Source organism: Paenibacillus oleatilyticus, assembly GCF_018998565.1.
Lineage (GTDB): Bacteria > Bacillota > Bacilli > Paenibacillales > NBRC-103111 > Paenibacillus_G > Paenibacillus_G oleatilyticus.
Genome location: NZ_JAHNZO010000002.1, coordinates 194,237 through 209,554 on the forward strand (window position 1 = coordinate 194,237; position 15,318 = coordinate 209,554).

Below are 15,318 nucleotides of genomic sequence, written 5' to 3' on the forward strand. Positions count from 1 at the left end.
CCCGACAGGCCAAGCCCCCGTCCTCTTAAATTAATAATCCGCCCCGCTCCTTATGGCGAGCGATGACAATCTCGCTGTGAACCGAAGTAATCCCCCGAATCGATTGAAGCTTCTTCATGTACCGCTCGGCATGCTCCGGATCGTCCAGCAGAGCATGGACATGCAGGTGCGGCTTGCCGCTCATCTGGTACACGTTCGTGATTTCCTCGTCTGCTTTCAGCTCGCCGATCACCTGCTGCATACTTTCCCACGTGACTTCGATGTCAAAATACATCGACAGCATTTTGCCTGCTTTGAGCGGGTTCACGGTAATCGTGAACCGGTCGATAATGCCGCTGCTGACCAACTGGTTGATCCGGTCGCGGACGGCCGCGCGGGTCAGGTTGACAAGGCGGCCCAATTCCGCGTTGCTCAGCCGTCCGTTTTCGGATAAATACTTCAGAATCTGCGTGTCGATTTCGTCCAAATGTTTAAACTGCATGCGCTTCAACCTTTCGCGGAAACTTTATGTTTATTATATCATATACAATGTAAAGTGAACATGTACATATATTGATCGAAAGTAAATTATGTAGTATACATATGTATGTGGGTAAACGAAGGGAGTGGGAGAGTTTGACCATTATGGCAGCAGAAATTTTAATGATTTCCATCTTGGCGGGCATTGTCGGTTCCGTTCTCGGGCTTGGAGGAGGCATCGTCGTGACGCCGGCGCTGACGCTTCTGTTCGGCGTAGACATCCGGCTTGCCATCGGGGCAAGCATCATATCCGTGATCGCGACTTCGAGCGGAGCGGCGATCGCTTACATCAAGGACCGGATCACCAATGTCAGAGTCGGCATGTTTTTGGAGATCGCGACGACGATCGGGGCGATTACGGGGGCGTTCCTGGGCGGTCTGATGTCCCCCGCGGTCCTGTATGTCATTTTCGGGCTGCTGCTTCTGTATTCCGCATTGGCGATGCTGAAGAAAGCGAAGAGCGAGCTGCCTCAAGACGTTCCGCTCCATCCGTTAGCCCGGAAGCTCAAGCTGCAAGGGGCGTACTATGACAAGGCGTTGAACGAAAATGTCTCTTATCACGTCGACAATGTGTACGGCGGCTTCGGAGTCATGTACGGAGCGGGCGTCGTATCCGGCTTGCTGGGGATCGGCAGCGGCAGCTTTAAGGTGATGGCGATGGACGTGTTTATGAAGCTTCCGCTCAAAGTATCCAGCGCGACGAGCAATTTTATGATGGGCGTAACAGGCGCGGCCAGCGCGGGTGTGTATTTGTTCAGGGGAGACATCGACCCGGGGATAGCCGCTCCCGTCGCTTTGGGCGTATTGATCGGAGCGACGGCCGGAGCCAGAATCATGCAGCGGATGAAAAGCACGACGATTCGCAAATGGTTCATTCCGGTCCTAACGTACGTTGCCGTACAAATGATCCTGCAAGGAACGGGGGTTATCGCATGAGCCAGGGGGATGGGCGTCAAGAGAGCGGTCGTTCGATTACCGTCGTGGAGCTTAGGATCAGCCAATATTTGCGGGCGGGAGTGCTTCTGAGCGCGGCCGTCATTTTATTGGGGCTGGCACTCTTCCTGATTCTGGGAGACAGCGGATACCCGGGAAGGACGTTTCCGGCCCGTCTGCCGGAAATCGGGCAAGGCTTGCTGCAGCTTAAGCCGTACGCCGTCATTTTGACGGGGCTGCTGATGCTAATTCTGACACCGGTATTTCGGGTAGGGATTTCGATCCTTGTCTTCCTGAAGGAGAAAGATTATTTATACGCGGGCATCAGCCTGCTTGTTTTTCTCATTCTGATCGTCAGCTTTTTGCTCGGCAAGGCTTAAGCGCCTGCTTGGGAGTGCGCTCTGCTACTTTTTGCCATGGGTATCGTCATTATATAGAGGGCTTTATGGCGGAACGATTGCGCAAATCCCAAGAATCGAAGGTCGAGGTATCCGTATGATATTTTTGGATAAGCTGAAAAAAATAGACCGCGGCATCGTTGTGCTTCTGCTGTGCTTGATGGCCGCCGGTACAGTGGCGGTTTACCGGGCCACCGCAGGGACCAAATTGGATGGACTGCATATCAGCAGCATGATGTATTTCGGCGTCTTTTGCATTCCGATGCTGCTGGTCACGGTGCTTAATTACCGGTTACTCACCGGCAAGCTGGCGTATTATTTGTACGCCTTCGGCATCGGAATGCTGGCCTACGTCCATTGGAAAGGGCAGGTCGTGAACGGCGCGGCCCGGTGGTTGAGCATCGGTTCCGTGGAAATTCAACCCTCCGAACCGGTGAAACTGTTCACGATTCTGCTTGCTGCCCATTTGCTGCAAAAGCGGGAGGGAGAGAAGCTGCGCTTCGTTCAGGATCTCCTTCCCGTCTGTGCCGTTTTTGCCTTGCCTATCCTGTTTATTTTGAAACAGCCCGATTTGGGCACGGCTCTCGTATTTGTCGGCATCTTCTTCGGGATGCTGTGGACGGGCAACATTCGATTGTCGTATATGCTGACCGCCGTTGGCACTGCCGGGATTGCGGTAGGGTCAGTGCTGTGGCTGTATTATGCCGACCGTGAACTGCTGTCGAAGATCGTCAAGCCGCACCAGATGGCGAGAATCCAGACGTTCCTGGAACCGGGAAGCGATCCCCAGAAGTCGTGGCATTATGAACAAGCGCGAATCGCCATCGGTTCGGGCCAACTGCATGGAAATAACGGTCTGTACCAGCAGCAGGGTTTTGTCCCTTACGCCTACTCCGATTCGATCTTCGCGGTTGTCGGTGAAAAGTACGGATTTTTGGGCGCGACGATTTTGCTCATGCTGTATTTTTTGCTGATCTACCGGATGGTCGGCATTATTTTGGAGACGAAGGAACTAGCGGGCTCTTACCTTGTGTCGGGAATGACGGCCATGCTTGTCTTTCAGATTTACGTGAATATCGGGATGCATATCGGATTGGTGCCGCTGACCGGGATCTCTCTGCCGTTCATCAGCTACGGAGGAAGCTCGCTGCTCACCAATATGGTTGCGCTCGGCCTAGTTTTAAGCGTCAAAATTCATCAAGGCTCGTTCGAATAAGGCGTTCTTGCTCTAACCTGTACCTGATTTGCACCGGATCTGCATTTTATCTTCACTTCTTCCTATTATTCTTTCTTGAAGTGGGGCGCGAAGGGGAATAGAATGATAGGGACAATGAAGGCAACGGGAGAGCATGCGATGCAGAGAACGATATTAATCGTGGAAGACGAGCCGATTTTACGCGAAATTATGAAGGATTATTTCATCAACGAAGGCTTTGACGTGCTGGAAGCGGGGGACGGGAAAGAAGCGCTGTCGCTCTTTCAGGATCGCGAAGTGCATTTGATTATTTTGGATATCATGCTGCCGGAGCTGGACGGCTGGTCCGTATGCCGGCGCATCCGCAAGAGCTCGAACGTTCCGATCATTATGCTGACGGCCCGGGTGGATGAGGACGATACGCTGCTCGGATTCGAGCTGGGCGCGGATGACTATGTGACCAAGCCGTACAGTCCCCCGATTTTATTGGCCAGAGCGAAACGGCTGCTCGACAGCAGAACGGTTCGCGAGCCTGCGGACGACATAAGCGATAGGTTAGAAAGCGGTAACGGCATTGCAGTGCATTTTCCCTCCCGCACCGTGACGGTAGACGGAACGAACTGCAATTTGACGCACACCGAATTTGAAATACTAACGTATTTAATGAAAAATAAAGGGATCGTCATTACAAGAGAACAGCTCATTACCAAAATTTGGGGATATGACTTCGTAGGCGACGAACGCACCGTCAATAGCCACATCCGCAATCTGCGCCACAAATTAGGGAACAAGTCCAAATGCATCAGCACGGTTGTCCGTTCTGGCTATAAATTCGAGGATCACGCATGAAGATCGGCATCGTATCTAAGCTGTTTTTGCTGACGACCGCGTTATGCGTGCTTGTTCTGACGATCATTTTTGGCGGACAAGCCATATTTTTTAAACAATTTTATGTGTATCAAAAAGAGGAGGATGTAAAGACAGCCCTTCAAGCTTATAAACAGGATTACCTGAAAAATGCCGGAGACGCACAGGCCATGGCCAGGCTTGAGCAAGATTTCTATCGAAAGCACAGCACCTGGATCACGACATTGGATGCCATGGGCAATTTGATATATACGGACGATTTTTACATGGAGGTCCGCTTGGAGCGCTCTACGTACACACCCGCCCTTTCCGGCAAAACGATGACCATCCCGCTGTACAGTGTCATGAATGTGGAGGATTTCAGTAAAGACATTCCGTTTCTTGAACCATTTATTAAAGAGGGGCTGCCGATTACTATAGAAGGCATCATGGTGAAAAACCGGTTGTTTCCGCAGCGGATGGGGCCGAATGTATCCGAACTGAGAAAGGAAGCCCGGCTGGAAAATCAGCATCTGGTGAAGAAGGAGTATGAAGTCGTCTCCCGGTTCGAGAATGGGTTCAAGTATCGTGAAAAGTATCCCACCGATCTTGTTATCGGAACGATTACGAAAGTCGAGACACCGGAAGGAACGGGAATTTCGCGCTATACGAACCATTTGTTTCTGGAACGGGTCAAAGCTTTTCAAGCGGATCTTCTTTTCGGTGACTATGAAGGCGATTCGAATCCGAATCGGATCATGAATTATGAAGAAAACCATGTGAATTACAAAATATTCGTGGACCGTATCGAAGATCCGGCAGGGAATCCCACATACATTTTCGCGATGACGTCACTGCAGCCTGTAGATGAGGCCGCGGGGGTGATGCAGGATTACTATGTATATATCATTATCGCCACACTGCTGCTCGTGCTGCTGGCATCGTTCTATTATTCCCGCGGGATTGCCCGTCCTTTGCTGCGCATCAACCATACGACGAGAAAAATTGCGGAGCTGGACTTTTCCGAAAAAATTCCGATCACAACCAAGGATGAGATCGGAGACCTGTCGCGCAATATTAACGAGCTTTCCGACCGGCTGCATTCCTACATTGAACAGCTTCAGCAGGATATCGAGAAAGAAAAGCAGCTGGAGCATACGAGGAAAGAATTTATTTCCGGCGTATCGCACGAATTGAAGACGCCGCTGAGCGTGATCCAAAGCTGTCTGTCGATTCTGAGGGACGGGGTGGCGAGCCACAAGCGAGACCACTATTTCGCCGCTATGGAGAACGAAGTGAAGAAGATGGATCTGCTCATCGTCGATATGCTCGATCTGGCGAAATACGAGTCGGGGACGTATAAGATGAAGATGGATTCGTTCGCGATCGATGACGTCATCGGGCAGGTATGCGAGAAGTTGGCGATCGAAATCGAGCAAAAGCAATTGCAGCTGCACCTCCAGCTGTCCCCGGCTATCGTGATTGCCAATCAGCACCGGATCGAACAGGTGATCGTCAATTTCTTGACCAACGCCATTCGGCATACGCCGGAACGAGAATCCATTTACGTCTCGACCGTCGAAGAGCGCGATACGGTGATGGTCCGTATTGAAAATAAAGGGGCTTCCATCCCGGACGAGTATCTGGAAAAAATCTGGGACCGGTTTTACCGCGCCGAGCCTTCCCGTCATCGTTCCACGGGAGGAACCGGGTTGGGGCTTGCGATCTGCAAAAAAATATTGGAGCTGCATGGCGTATCTTATGGCGTGACCAATACGGCGGACGGCGTGCTGTTCTTTTTCCGCCTGAATAAGAAAGTGTAGAACTTCGGTTCTGCACTTTTTTTGCATGTCCGCAGAACTCGCTATTCTTTAATTCATCTGAATGCGATCTGCATTTCATCTTCATCTTACTCTATTAATCTATCGATAGAGAGAGGAGATGGATGGAGTGGGAAGCAGGAAAAGAGCAAGAAGATGGGGCTTCATACTGGCTGCCGCAGGACTGCTGTTTTTCGGGCTGTCGAAGGTGACGGCTTTTCCTGAAAAGGAGGTCTCGAAGCCCAGTGGTGCGCCTGCGGATACGAAACCGGCAGCCGCTGCCGGCGGCAAGCCGCAAGGGAAAGTCGTCTACTTGACGTTTGACGACGGCCCGAGCGAGTGGACGGGGGAATTTCTGGACGTCCTGAAGCAGAATAACATCAAAGCGACCTTCTTTATGCAGGGGAGCAATTTAAAACGCGCCAATTTGCAGGATCAGGTGAGACGAGCCGTGCGGGAAGGGAACTACGTCGGCGGTCACAGCATGACGCATCAATATAAGAAGCTGTACGATGAGAAGCAATTCGTGCCGGAGATGAAGCAAACGTTGTCGCTCATCCGCCAAATCACGGGCGAGAATCCGCATTTGGTGCGCCCGCCGTACGGCTCGGCGCCGGGGTTAAACGATAAGCGCCTTCGCGATCAAATTGTGCAAGCGGAAATCAAGGTGTGGGACTGGACTATTGATTCGAACGATTGGAACCTTAAAAACCGCCCGAGCGAGATCGTCGAAAACATCAAGAAGCAGACGAAGGCGGACCTGGAAGTCGTACTCATGCACGAAAAGCCGCAAACGCTGCAAGTGCTGCCTGAAATCATCGATTTTTATAAGCAAAAGGGCTACAAGTTCGCCGTCTATGACGAAACGAAGCATTTTCACCTGAATTTCATGAAAGATCATCGCTTGTAAATCACAAAGGAGTGGGAATTGAAATGGCAAACAAAATGGTAAACAAAATGACGGCCATCGTACTGACAGGAGCTATCGCATTTACGTTGGCGGCCTGCGGAAATCAAGAACGGGAGCAGGGCCTGGCCGCTGCAACCCGTGAGAAGGAAGCGGCTGCTGCGACCGCCGAAGCTTCTTCGTATAAATCGATGTTTAGCTCAAGCGTCTTTCTCGGGGATTCGATCACGGAAGGGTTATCGTTCCACGGAGTGCTGGATGATAAAAACGTGATGGGCAAAGCAGGGGCGACCGCGATGTTCGCCCTGGAGGATGTGGACGACTTGGCCGGACGAAACCCGAAGCATGTCTTCATCCAATTGGGGTCGGACGACCTCCTGTGGCCTACGGACAATCCCAAGCAATTTTCGCTGACGAACTACGCGAAGCTGATCGGTAAAATCAAGGAAAAGCTGCCGAAAGCGAAAATCACGATTTTATCGGTCACTCCGGTGACGGCGGAAGCGGAGAAGAGCGAGCCCCGCTATAAAAACATTGCGGATTATAATCAAGGCCTGAAGGAACTGGCTGCCAAGGAAAAGGTGGACTACACCGATGTATCCCCGATTTTTACGGCTCATCCGGACCTGCACGATAAGGACGGCATCCATATGAAGGCCGAATATTATACGCAGCTGCTGAAGCTTTTGCGGGATCAAGTGAAATAGGGGCTTCCGACAAGGAGTGAACGGGCATTGGTATTCAGCAGTCTGATCTTTCTATTCTTGTTTCTGCCTTTGACGCTTGTCGTTTATTATGTGTCGCCTGCCGGACTTCGCAATGCCGTGCTGCTCTTCGTCAGTCTGGTTTTTTATGCCTGGGGAGAGCCGGTCTATATCGTCATCATGGTCTTTTCAACGCTGTTCGACTATGCGAACGGGCTGCTGATCGATAAGTACAGAAGCCGCAAAAGCATCGCCAGAACGATATTCATCGGCTCCATCGTCGTCAACCTGGGTATTCTCGGCTTCTTCAAATATTACGGCTTCCTCGTGGACAATCTCAATCAGCTGTTCGGCTTGTCGATTCAGGCGGCGGCGCTCCCGCTTCCGGTCGGCATCTCGTTCTATACGTTTCAGACGATGTCTTATGTGGTGGACGTGTACCGGGACAAAATCCCGACGCAGCGCAACCTGCTGTCGTTCGGCGCCTATATTACGATGTTCCCGCAGCTTGTTGCGGGTCCGATCGTCAAGTACGGCGATATAGCGCATCAGCTCACGGACCGGAGCGTGACGTTGGACCGGTTCGGCGAAGGGGCGGCGCTGTTCATCCGGGGGCTTGCCAAAAAAGTGCTTCTAGCCAACAACATCGGGCTGCTGTGGGCAAGTGTGAAAGCGACGCCCGCGGACGAGCTGACCGTGGCTTCCGCCTGGCTCGGCATCATCGCTTTCACGTTTCAAATTTATTTCGATTTCAGCGGCTATTCGGATATGGCGCGCGGCCTCGGCAAAATGTTCGGGTTTGATTTTATGGAAAACTTCAACTATCCGTATATTTCCAGAAGCGTCACGGAGTTTTGGCGCAGGTGGCACATTTCGTTAGGCTCCTGGTTCCGGGAGTATGTGTATATTCCGCTTGGCGGCAATCGGATGGGGACGCTGATCCAGTTCCGAAATTTGCTGGTCGTATGGTTTTTAACCGGATTATGGCACGGGGCAAGCTGGAATTTTGTCATCTGGGGCTTATATTTCGGGTTCTTCGTCACGGTCGAAAAGCTGTTTCTGCTAAGATGGCTGCAAAATAAACCCGGCTTTGTCGGGCATGCGTATACGCTTGTGATCGTGATGGTCGGCTGGGTCTTTTTCGAATTCGAGAAGCTGTCGTCAGCCACCGCATATATCGGAACGATGTTCGGCTTCGGGGCGCACGGCCTCGCGGATAACCGCACATGGTACGAGTTGTCGGCGAATTTGCTCTTGTTAATCGTATTGGCCCTATGCTCGACTCCGTTTCCGAGTAAAGCTCTGAACCGGCTTACGGAAAGGTTCCAAAAGACAGGCGTTATCGCCGTTCCTGCGGTCTATTTCGTCTTGCTGTTTCTGTCAACGGCCTATTTGGTCAATGCCACCTACAACCCTTTCCTCTACTTTAGATTTTGAAGAGGGTGATCTTATTTATGCACAAGTACGGTAAACGATCGCAATCGATTATCGCTATGCTGCTCTTGTTATTTCTCGGAGGCGTGCTGATTGTAAATTTGTTCAAGCCGAGCCAATCGTTCTCCGAAGCGGAAAACCGAAGCCTGGAGCAGCTTCCGCCGCTTTCGTTGCACAGCCTCGTTTCGGGAAAATTTACTTCCGGCTTTGAGAAATATATCTCCGATCAATTTATGGCCCGAGATTTCTGGATCGGCGTCAAATCCGATACGGACCGGGCGATGGGAAAGAAGGAGAGCAACGGGGTTTACCTCGGGAAGGACGGCTATCTCATTCAAAAGTTTACCCCGCCTGCAGAGGGCGATATGGAAATGAAAGTAAATGCGATCCATTCGCTCGCTAAGGCTTCGCCCGGACTGCGTACGTTCGTCATGCTCGTACCTACCGCCGCCAGCGTGCTTGCGGATAAGCTTCCGGACTACGCTCCGGCCGGCGAGGAGCTGGCGAATCTCGATCAAGCGGGGCGGTCGCTCCACCGGGATATCCGCTTTGTCGACGTATATCCCGCGCTTCATGCGCAGCGGGAACAATCCGTTTACTATAAAACCGATCACCATTGGACGACAAGAGGCGCATTCTACGCCTATCAGGAGCTAAGCAAGCGGATGGGGCTGACCCCGAAGAAGGAAGAGGATTTTACGATCCGCACAGTGACGGACGAGTTCTACGGTTCGCTGTATTCGAAGAGCGGCTTCCGACATGTCGAGCCTGACAGCATCGAGCTTTATATGCCGAAGGCGGGCGGGAGCTGCACCGTAGCCTACGTCGAAGAGGGGCGAACCTCGGATTCCATGTATGCGATGGACAATCTCGGCAAGAAGGACAAGTACACGGTATTTTTCGACGGCAATCATTCGTTAATACGAATAACGACGGGCCTTCGCGACGGAACGAAATTGCTGGTGGTCAAGGATTCGTATGCCAACAGCCTCATTCCTTTTCTGACACCGCATTTCAGCGAAATTTATGTCGTCGATCCGAGATATTACGAGGACGACTTGAAGACGCTCATTCAAGAGCGTCAAATCCGCGACGTGCTGCTTCTGTATAACGCCAATACGTTTTTTGAAGATCCGTCGTTGAACCGGCTGGCCGAGCCGGCGGAATGAGCCGAAGAAGAGAGGGAAGTACGATGTTAAGGTTATTTACAAAAGTGAACAGGAAGCGGTTGATCCTGCTGCTGGCGATTACGGTCGTTTTCGCTGCCGTGATGACAGGATGCTCCGGCAAACCGGAGGGGGAGCGCAGCGAGGTGACGATCGGCGAACTGGCAAAACACCTGAAGCAAACAGTGAACCTGGAAGAACTGAAGCAGCGGGACAAGGAGACGCTAAAGCGGCTGTATCGTCTCGGCGAAGACGAAGTCGAGGACTTCGTTCTGTATACGGCTGCATCGAATGTGAAAGCGGACGAAGTGGCTGTCATTCAAGCGAAGGATGCGGCCCAAGCGGAACGCGTCAAGCAAATCGTATCGAAAAGGATCGATGCGCAGACGGCGAAATTTAAAGACTACCGCCCGGTGGAGTACGGTTTAATCCAAAAGCACGTCTTGAAGCGAGAAGGCCGCTTTGTTCTATTCGCGGTCTCGAAGGACGCCGACCGCATCGAGCAAGTTTTCGACGAGGCTCTTGGGCGGAGTTGACCGCGCTGCGGCCGCTATTCTCTTGGCGTACGGAGCAGAGCTTGTTGCGAGAAGGCTTTTGAATAGGCTCATGCGCCTTTTCATTCGTCCACACGGCACGCACCGGCTTTTAATATGTTATGAAGGATGATACTTATCCGCATATCATATTAAACCACTGGAGGAGAGAAACGGTGAGGGAACCTTCGGTCGTCTTTCATGAAGAGCCGCTTGTCGCAAGCTATGAGCAAGCCGTATCCGGGCCGGAATGCAGGCAGCTGATCGAATTGGCCAGACATCAGCTGGAGCCCGCCAAGGTGATCGGGGAAAAGGAAGTCGTCGCCTCCGAATTCCGGAAATCGGAATTTGCCTGGTTTCATCATGATTCGCATCCGCTCGTGCGGGAAGTGTCCGAACGGCTCGCAGCCCTTGTGGGCCGGCCGCTTCATTACGCGGAAAGTCTGCAAATTGCGAGATACGGGGTTGGTGGCAAGTTCGGAGCGCATTTCGATACGTATGATCTGAATACGGTAGACGGCAAACGGTTCTACGATCAAGGGGGCCAGCGTCTTTACACGGCGCTTCTGTATTTAAATACCGTCGATGCCGGAGGAGAAACTTATTTTCCGGAGCTGAATCTGGACATTGCGCCTTCGGAAGGCGCGTTAATCGTGTTCGAGACCTGCAAGCGAGGTACCAACGAGAGCCACCCGCTCTCTTTACACGGCTCGCGCGAGCTAAGAGAAGGGGAGAAATGGATCGCGACCTTATGGTTTCGGGAGCGGCCGCAGTACGAGCCTCGTCAGGCGGCTTCCGATCCGCAAGAGACAGCTCCGTCCGTTCCGGCGATGATGCCCCCTGCGAAAGCGGATCGACAAATGGAAGCCAGGAAGCTGCAAGAGGTTGTAGCCGACCGGAAACAGGAGCCGTCCCGCTTGGGCGAGCCGTCCAAGCTGCAGGCCAAAGTCGTAGCGATGGGAGGCTCCGGAAAGCGGGAAATCCAAATACGCGGCTTCCAGATTACGACGGATGTCATCCCCGAAGCCGGGGAACAGTACGGCCTGGGACCCGGTCCGGCGGAGATGATGCTCGGCGCGCTGGGCAGCGGGATCGTCCAAGTCGCTTTGTCGCTTGCCGCTGCAAGAGGAATCACCCTGCAATATCTGGACGTGGAAGTCACGGGTGAGCTGAGCTCGGAAGACGCCTTGACTCCCGCGGCTCTTTGTAATATTTCATACAAGCTTAACGTCCTGTCGCCGCACTCGACCGACGAGATTATGAGGCTGCATAAAGCGGTGGAGAGGTCTTGTCCCAGCCTGCATCTGCTTGCCGATCCGCAGCAGATTAACGGAAGCTTCGCTCATATCAAAACAAGCGGTTAGAGCCAAAACTATCATGGATGCTCATGATAGTTGAGCTTGGTGAGTAAGTGGTTATTTAAGGCAATAGAGGGGGGGGGTATCTATCCCCACTTCCGTATGTAGCTCTATTTTTGTAAAAGCTCACTTTCTCAACACTCTGAACTATCATGGATGCTCATGGTAGTTTTTTTATCGTTAGGGCTGAGAAGACACCCTCTTCGATAAGGGGGAGAGATAAATGCTCGCATGTTGCATCATAAAGCTTTTCGCTTTCGCATCTACCCTACGGAGGAGCAAACGACGCTGATCCGCCAGATGTTTGGATGAGCTCGCTTTGTCTTTAACCACTTCCTTGCAAGGTGGAACGACACCTTCCAAGAAACAGGCAGGCCTGTCTTACCAGACCTGTACAACCGGGCTGCCAGCGTTGAAAAAGGAATGGCCGTGGCTCAAGGACGCGGACAGCATTGCTTTGCAATCCGCCGTTCGCAGCCTGGCAGATGCATTTGATCGCTTCTTTCGAAAGCAAAACGATCCGCCTCGTTTCAAGAGCAAACGCAGTCCCGTCCAAAGCTACACCATGAAGTTTACGAACGGCAATATTGCCGTTGCCTGCGATCCGCTGAAACGTTCGGCAACCGGCCGAAGAGGATTTCGTTACGGAATGGCACGTTTCGCGGCCATATGTCCAAGACGAACGACCGGAGGGGCCGCAAGGACGAAAGCGGTGGTAGAAGAAAACGGCGTCCTGAATTTGAACAGACTGTATAAAGCGGAACAGGGTCTTTGTGTCGAAGCCTGTGCCGAGATTTTTGTTGCGGAAGATACGGAGTCGCTGTTAACCGTCGGTTTCTCCGATCGCCTTCGCCTGTGGGTTAATGAAGAAGAGGTATATCAAGGAAGCTGGAAGTGGAATCCACCGGCCAACGACGGACGAATCCGGCCCGACCATGCCCATATCCCGGTGCAATGGAAGGCCGGGTTCAATACGATTCGCGCGGAAGTGGCGCACACCGAGTTTTTTGGCTGGGGGCTGGCGGTCAGAACAGGTCTGCCCGGAAGCCTGAAGGAAGATTTCAGCCTCTAATGTTCAGCAGCAAAAGGCACCAAGGCTGCCGCGTTCGCGACTTCTTGGCGCCTTTCTTTATTTCATCGCGTCGTACTGACGGTCAAGGGGGCGGGTTATTGCCAGTTTTTCACTTTGAATGTTTCGAATTTGGACGGTACGGCAACGTTAACGACGACTTTTCCGCCACCGCCGTTCACGGCGCTGACATATTTGCCGTTGCTTAAAGCTTTGGCCTGAATCGCTTTTTCTTGAGGCGTGTTGACGACATAGGTGATGGTTACTTTTTCAGTCGTGCCGATCGAAGCGGCGTTCGCCACTACGGTGCCGTCAGCCTTGAAGGAAACAAATTTGCCGTTGGTACGGGATTTTAAAGCGAAATACTGCGCGTCCACCGGAATCAGATCAAATTTGGCCGCTTGATCCGCCGAGCTTGCGTTTGCCGTTACGCTGCCGTCTCCATTGACTTTAATCCACGATCCATTCGCCGACTGGAAGCTGACGACAGGCGCCGCAGCGGCTTGATCGGCTGACGGAGCCGCGCTTGCAGCGAGCGAGAAGGACAACGCCATAACGATAGCGAACAGGAAAAGCGGAACTTTTTTCAATAACATTTTCATATGGTAACTCTCCTTTTGGTTCTTTTTTATTCGTTTTATTGACTTCTTCGCGCTTCGTGCCGTGCTCTTGGAGTTAAGGGTAAAAACCCGTCGTCCTCAGACGATCCTTGCGCGGAACAATCCGTACCACCTCATTCACCTCCTTTTGATGTAAATTATTACAATATATGTTATTAAATCCAATGGTTAGAACTACGAAATAAAAAAGATTGCCAGCCCCCTGGCACAAAAGGTCGGAGGCGCGGCAATCTTTATGAAATGGCGGCAGATCATGTCCGCGAAGGCGCTTATCAGATCAGCATGCGAATGCCCGCCACGATGATACATAAGACAGCGTATACCACGGTCCCTTTCAGAAAAGCAATAAAATGAAACCGGTAATTTTTATAGTCCTTCATACCTTTTGTTCCCGGAATCACTAAAAAATCCGGTGTAATAAAGCAAAACATAAGCCAATCAAGAACGACCAGATCTACCAGGCTGACGACGGTAAACACCAGAAACGGATGCAAAAAAGCAACCAGAAAGGAGATCTCGTCGCTGTACAGTGTGGAGATGAATGGAGCGATCATGAGCAGCGCAGCAAACGGCGCCCCGATCGCTTTGGACAGTTTCGCTTCTTTCGACGTTTTCGGGGGGACGGAGAGCCGGATGCTTTGGGGATAATCGTTTAACAGCAGCCGCGGGTTGTAAACCAACATCCCTACAATAACGATGCAAAAAAATACGGACAGCAGCATTCCTTCGATGAAAATTTGCGAAAAATTCAGCATAAGCGCCTACCTCCTGTACCATGTGCATAAAGTCCGTCTTCCTGTAGCCATCGTATTACTTGCGGCGACCGATTATTCCTGCGGAATGCGGCTCACTGTTGGCCGGGGCGATAAGCGTCCTCCCCCGGTCGCACACGAACAAGGTCCGTTCCAGCAAATGTATTCGGTGCCCGCAGCTAGAGTGATATTCACAAATCTTAAAGCAAGCAGCGAGCCTCTATGGAGGACGAGCTGCTTGTTTTGTTTTGGCTGCCGGCTGTGGCCTCAAAATTGTGAGTATTAACACACTTATGGAAAAACTACTAAAAATATCTAAAAATATCAATCGTTCTATCCGATATACAATGAAAAGTGTAATCTGGAATGAATTTGCAGAAAAATCAAAGATTCCGCGCAGCATGGAGACGGAACGGAAGGCAGGCTGAACGATGAAGCATATGGACGAGCAGTGGCTTGAGCTGATAGGCAAGCAGGAGCAGGAAGAACGGCAGGCGGCGCTGAAGGCGGCATTGGCGGCAGAGAACGTTAGCCGGGCGATTCAAGCGGGCGAGCTTGCGCTGGGCGACGAGACGATCACGTTTTCCAGAACGGAAGTGATCCCCGGACAAGTGTTCATGTTTGTGCCGGATTCCTTCGAGCCTATGCCCGAGGATTACGCCAGAATCAAATATCCGGCCGACCGCCGGCCGAAGCTGATCTATACTGACCCGACGCTGGAAATTAACCTGACCGTCAATCCGACGGCCAACCGGATGGTGAACGACGAAATGGACACGTTCGTCAAGGATCTCAGCTTTATGATCCGGCGGATGCAGCCGAATGCCAAATGGATCGGCGAAGGCGTCCGCGAGGTCGGACACCGCAAGATGGGCTTTTACGAATTTTCCGTGCCGGTGCTGGACGGGGTCATGTATAACGGCATCTTTTTCATTGAGCTGGATGGAAAAGGCGTCTTTTTTGGCTTGAACTGCATGGAGAAATATACGGAGCAGTGGCGACCGATTGCCCACGGCATCATGGACGCCCTCCAAATCAATCCGAATCGGGAAGGAGAGGAGTAA

17 protein-coding genes are annotated in these 15,318 nt (G+C 52.0%); 14 read left to right on the forward strand and 3 right to left on the reverse strand.

Annotation, left to right across the window (positions count from 1 at the left end; all coding sequences use genetic code 11):
- Positions 1 to 25: 25 nt before the first annotated feature.
- Positions 26 to 481, reverse strand: coding sequence for an Lrp/AsnC family transcriptional regulator (locus KQX66_RS04090; protein WP_216790071.1), 456 nt, complete (start codon positions 479 to 481; stop codon positions 26 to 28).
- A gap of 143 nt (positions 482 to 624) precedes the next feature.
- On the opposite strand from KQX66_RS04090, the gene KQX66_RS04095 reads away from it, so the two are divergent.
- From KQX66_RS04095 to KQX66_RS38665, 13 genes are all read left to right on the forward strand, one after another.
- Complete coding sequence (locus KQX66_RS04095; protein WP_253956903.1) at positions 625 to 1,455, forward strand: sulfite exporter TauE/SafE family protein; 831 nt, start codon at positions 625 to 627, stop codon at positions 1,453 to 1,455.
- On the forward strand, positions 1,452 to 1,832 hold the full coding sequence (locus KQX66_RS04100; RefSeq protein ID WP_216790075.1) for a DUF1634 domain-containing protein: 381 nt from the start codon (positions 1,452 to 1,454) through the stop codon (positions 1,830 to 1,832). Before KQX66_RS04095 ends, KQX66_RS04100 begins: the two co-directional genes overlap by 4 nt.
- A gap of 115 nt (positions 1,833 to 1,947) precedes the next feature.
- A complete protein-coding gene (locus KQX66_RS04105; protein ID WP_216790077.1) occupies positions 1,948 to 3,066 on the forward strand; it encodes an FtsW/RodA/SpoVE family cell cycle protein in 1,119 nt (372 codons plus the stop codon).
- A gap of 138 nt (positions 3,067 to 3,204) precedes the next feature.
- Positions 3,205 to 3,894 (forward strand): response regulator transcription factor, encoded by a 690-nt coding sequence (locus tag KQX66_RS04110; RefSeq protein WP_216790079.1) that lies wholly within the window; start codon positions 3,205 to 3,207, stop codon positions 3,892 to 3,894.
- Entirely contained in the window at positions 3,891 to 5,714 is a 1,824-nt protein-coding gene (locus KQX66_RS04115; protein ID WP_216790082.1) for a sensor histidine kinase, read from the forward strand. The genes KQX66_RS04110 and KQX66_RS04115 overlap by 4 nt, the downstream gene beginning before the upstream one ends.
- A gap of 118 nt (positions 5,715 to 5,832) precedes the next feature.
- The gene (locus KQX66_RS04120; RefSeq protein WP_216790084.1) at positions 5,833 to 6,621 is read left to right on the forward strand and encodes a polysaccharide deacetylase family protein; all 789 of its coding nucleotides are present in this window, start codon (positions 5,833 to 5,835) and stop codon (positions 6,619 to 6,621) included.
- Positions 6,622 to 6,656: 35 nt separating this feature from the next.
- Positions 6,657 to 7,325, forward strand: a complete 669-nt coding sequence (locus KQX66_RS04125) for a GDSL-type esterase/lipase family protein (RefSeq protein ID WP_216790484.1) — start codon at positions 6,657 to 6,659, stop codon at positions 7,323 to 7,325.
- 27 nt (positions 7,326 to 7,352) lie between these two features.
- Positions 7,353 to 8,759, forward strand: a complete 1,407-nt coding sequence (locus KQX66_RS04130) for an MBOAT family O-acyltransferase (RefSeq protein ID WP_216790087.1) — start codon at positions 7,353 to 7,355, stop codon at positions 8,757 to 8,759.
- A gap of 17 nt (positions 8,760 to 8,776) precedes the next feature.
- Positions 8,777 to 9,925, forward strand: a complete 1,149-nt coding sequence (locus KQX66_RS04135; protein WP_216790089.1) for a DHHW family protein — start codon at positions 8,777 to 8,779, stop codon at positions 9,923 to 9,925.
- A 23-nt stretch (positions 9,926 to 9,948) separates the two neighbouring features.
- A complete protein-coding gene (locus tag KQX66_RS04140) occupies positions 9,949 to 10,458 on the forward strand; it encodes a DUF4358 domain-containing protein (protein WP_216790091.1) in 510 nt (169 codons plus the stop codon).
- Between the two features lie 173 nt (positions 10,459 to 10,631).
- Entirely contained in the window at positions 10,632 to 11,819 is a 1,188-nt protein-coding gene (locus KQX66_RS04145) for a 2OG-Fe(II) oxygenase (RefSeq protein ID WP_216790093.1), read from the forward strand.
- 225 nt (positions 11,820 to 12,044) lie between these two features.
- Positions 12,045 to 12,125: a helix-turn-helix domain-containing protein gene (locus tag KQX66_RS38660; protein ID WP_438804170.1), complete on the forward strand. Its 81-nt coding sequence runs from the start codon at positions 12,045 to 12,047 to the stop codon at positions 12,123 to 12,125.
- Between the two features lie 100 nt (positions 12,126 to 12,225).
- Positions 12,226 to 12,885 (forward strand): hypothetical protein, encoded by a 660-nt coding sequence (locus KQX66_RS38665; RefSeq protein WP_438804168.1) that lies wholly within the window; start codon positions 12,226 to 12,228, stop codon positions 12,883 to 12,885.
- A gap of 95 nt (positions 12,886 to 12,980) precedes the next feature.
- Here the strand turns inward: KQX66_RS38665 and KQX66_RS04155 are convergent, their stop codons facing one another.
- Positions 12,981 to 13,484 carry a fascin domain-containing protein gene (locus KQX66_RS04155; RefSeq protein WP_216790096.1) on the reverse strand — a complete coding sequence of 168 codons (504 nt, stop codon included), beginning with the start codon at positions 13,482 to 13,484 and terminating at the stop codon, positions 12,981 to 12,983.
- Positions 13,485 to 13,774: 290 nt separating this feature from the next.
- The gene (locus KQX66_RS04160; RefSeq protein ID WP_216790099.1) at positions 13,775 to 14,257 is read right to left on the reverse strand and encodes a nitroreductase; all 483 of its coding nucleotides are present in this window, start codon (positions 14,255 to 14,257) and stop codon (positions 13,775 to 13,777) included.
- A 428-nt stretch (positions 14,258 to 14,685) separates the two neighbouring features.
- Here KQX66_RS04160 and KQX66_RS04165 point away from each other — a divergent pair, with 428 nt between their 5' ends.
- The gene (locus KQX66_RS04165) at positions 14,686 to 15,318 is read left to right on the forward strand and encodes a hypothetical protein (protein ID WP_216790102.1); all 633 of its coding nucleotides are present in this window, start codon (positions 14,686 to 14,688) and stop codon (positions 15,316 to 15,318) included.

Excerpts from the sequence above, each read along its gene's own strand:
- KQX66_RS04090 (WP_216790071.1), bottom strand. The coding sequence starts at position 481 with ATGCAGTTTAAACATTTGGACGAAATCGACACGCAGATTCTGAAGTAT.
- KQX66_RS04095 (WP_253956903.1), top strand. The coding sequence starts at position 625 with ATGGCAGCAGAAATTTTAATGATTTCCATCTTGGCGGGCATTGTCGGT.
- KQX66_RS04100 (WP_216790075.1), top strand. The coding sequence starts at position 1,452 with ATGAGCCAGGGGGATGGGCGTCAAGAGAGCGGTCGTTCGATTACCGTC.
- KQX66_RS04105 (WP_216790077.1), top strand. The coding sequence starts at position 1,948 with ATGATATTTTTGGATAAGCTGAAAAAAATAGACCGCGGCATCGTTGTG.
- KQX66_RS04110 (WP_216790079.1), top strand. The coding sequence starts at position 3,205 with ATGCAGAGAACGATATTAATCGTGGAAGACGAGCCGATTTTACGCGAA.
- KQX66_RS04115 (WP_216790082.1), top strand. The coding sequence starts at position 3,891 with ATGAAGATCGGCATCGTATCTAAGCTGTTTTTGCTGACGACCGCGTTA.
- KQX66_RS04120 (WP_216790084.1), top strand. The coding sequence starts at position 5,833 with ATGGATGGAGTGGGAAGCAGGAAAAGAGCAAGAAGATGGGGCTTCATA.
- KQX66_RS04125 (WP_216790484.1), top strand. The coding sequence starts at position 6,657 with ATGGTAAACAAAATGACGGCCATCGTACTGACAGGAGCTATCGCATTT.
- KQX66_RS04135 (WP_216790089.1), top strand. The coding sequence starts at position 8,777 with ATGCACAAGTACGGTAAACGATCGCAATCGATTATCGCTATGCTGCTC.
- KQX66_RS04140 (WP_216790091.1), top strand. The coding sequence starts at position 9,949 with ATGTTAAGGTTATTTACAAAAGTGAACAGGAAGCGGTTGATCCTGCTG.
- KQX66_RS38660 (WP_438804170.1), top strand. The coding sequence starts at position 12,045 with ATGTTGCATCATAAAGCTTTTCGCTTTCGCATCTACCCTACGGAGGAG.
- KQX66_RS04155 (WP_216790096.1), bottom strand. The coding sequence starts at position 13,484 with ATGAAAATGTTATTGAAAAAAGTTCCGCTTTTCCTGTTCGCTATCGTT.
- KQX66_RS04160 (WP_216790099.1), bottom strand. The coding sequence starts at position 14,257 with ATGCTGAATTTTTCGCAAATTTTCATCGAAGGAATGCTGCTGTCCGTA.
- KQX66_RS04165 (WP_216790102.1), top strand. The coding sequence starts at position 14,686 with ATGAAGCATATGGACGAGCAGTGGCTTGAGCTGATAGGCAAGCAGGAG.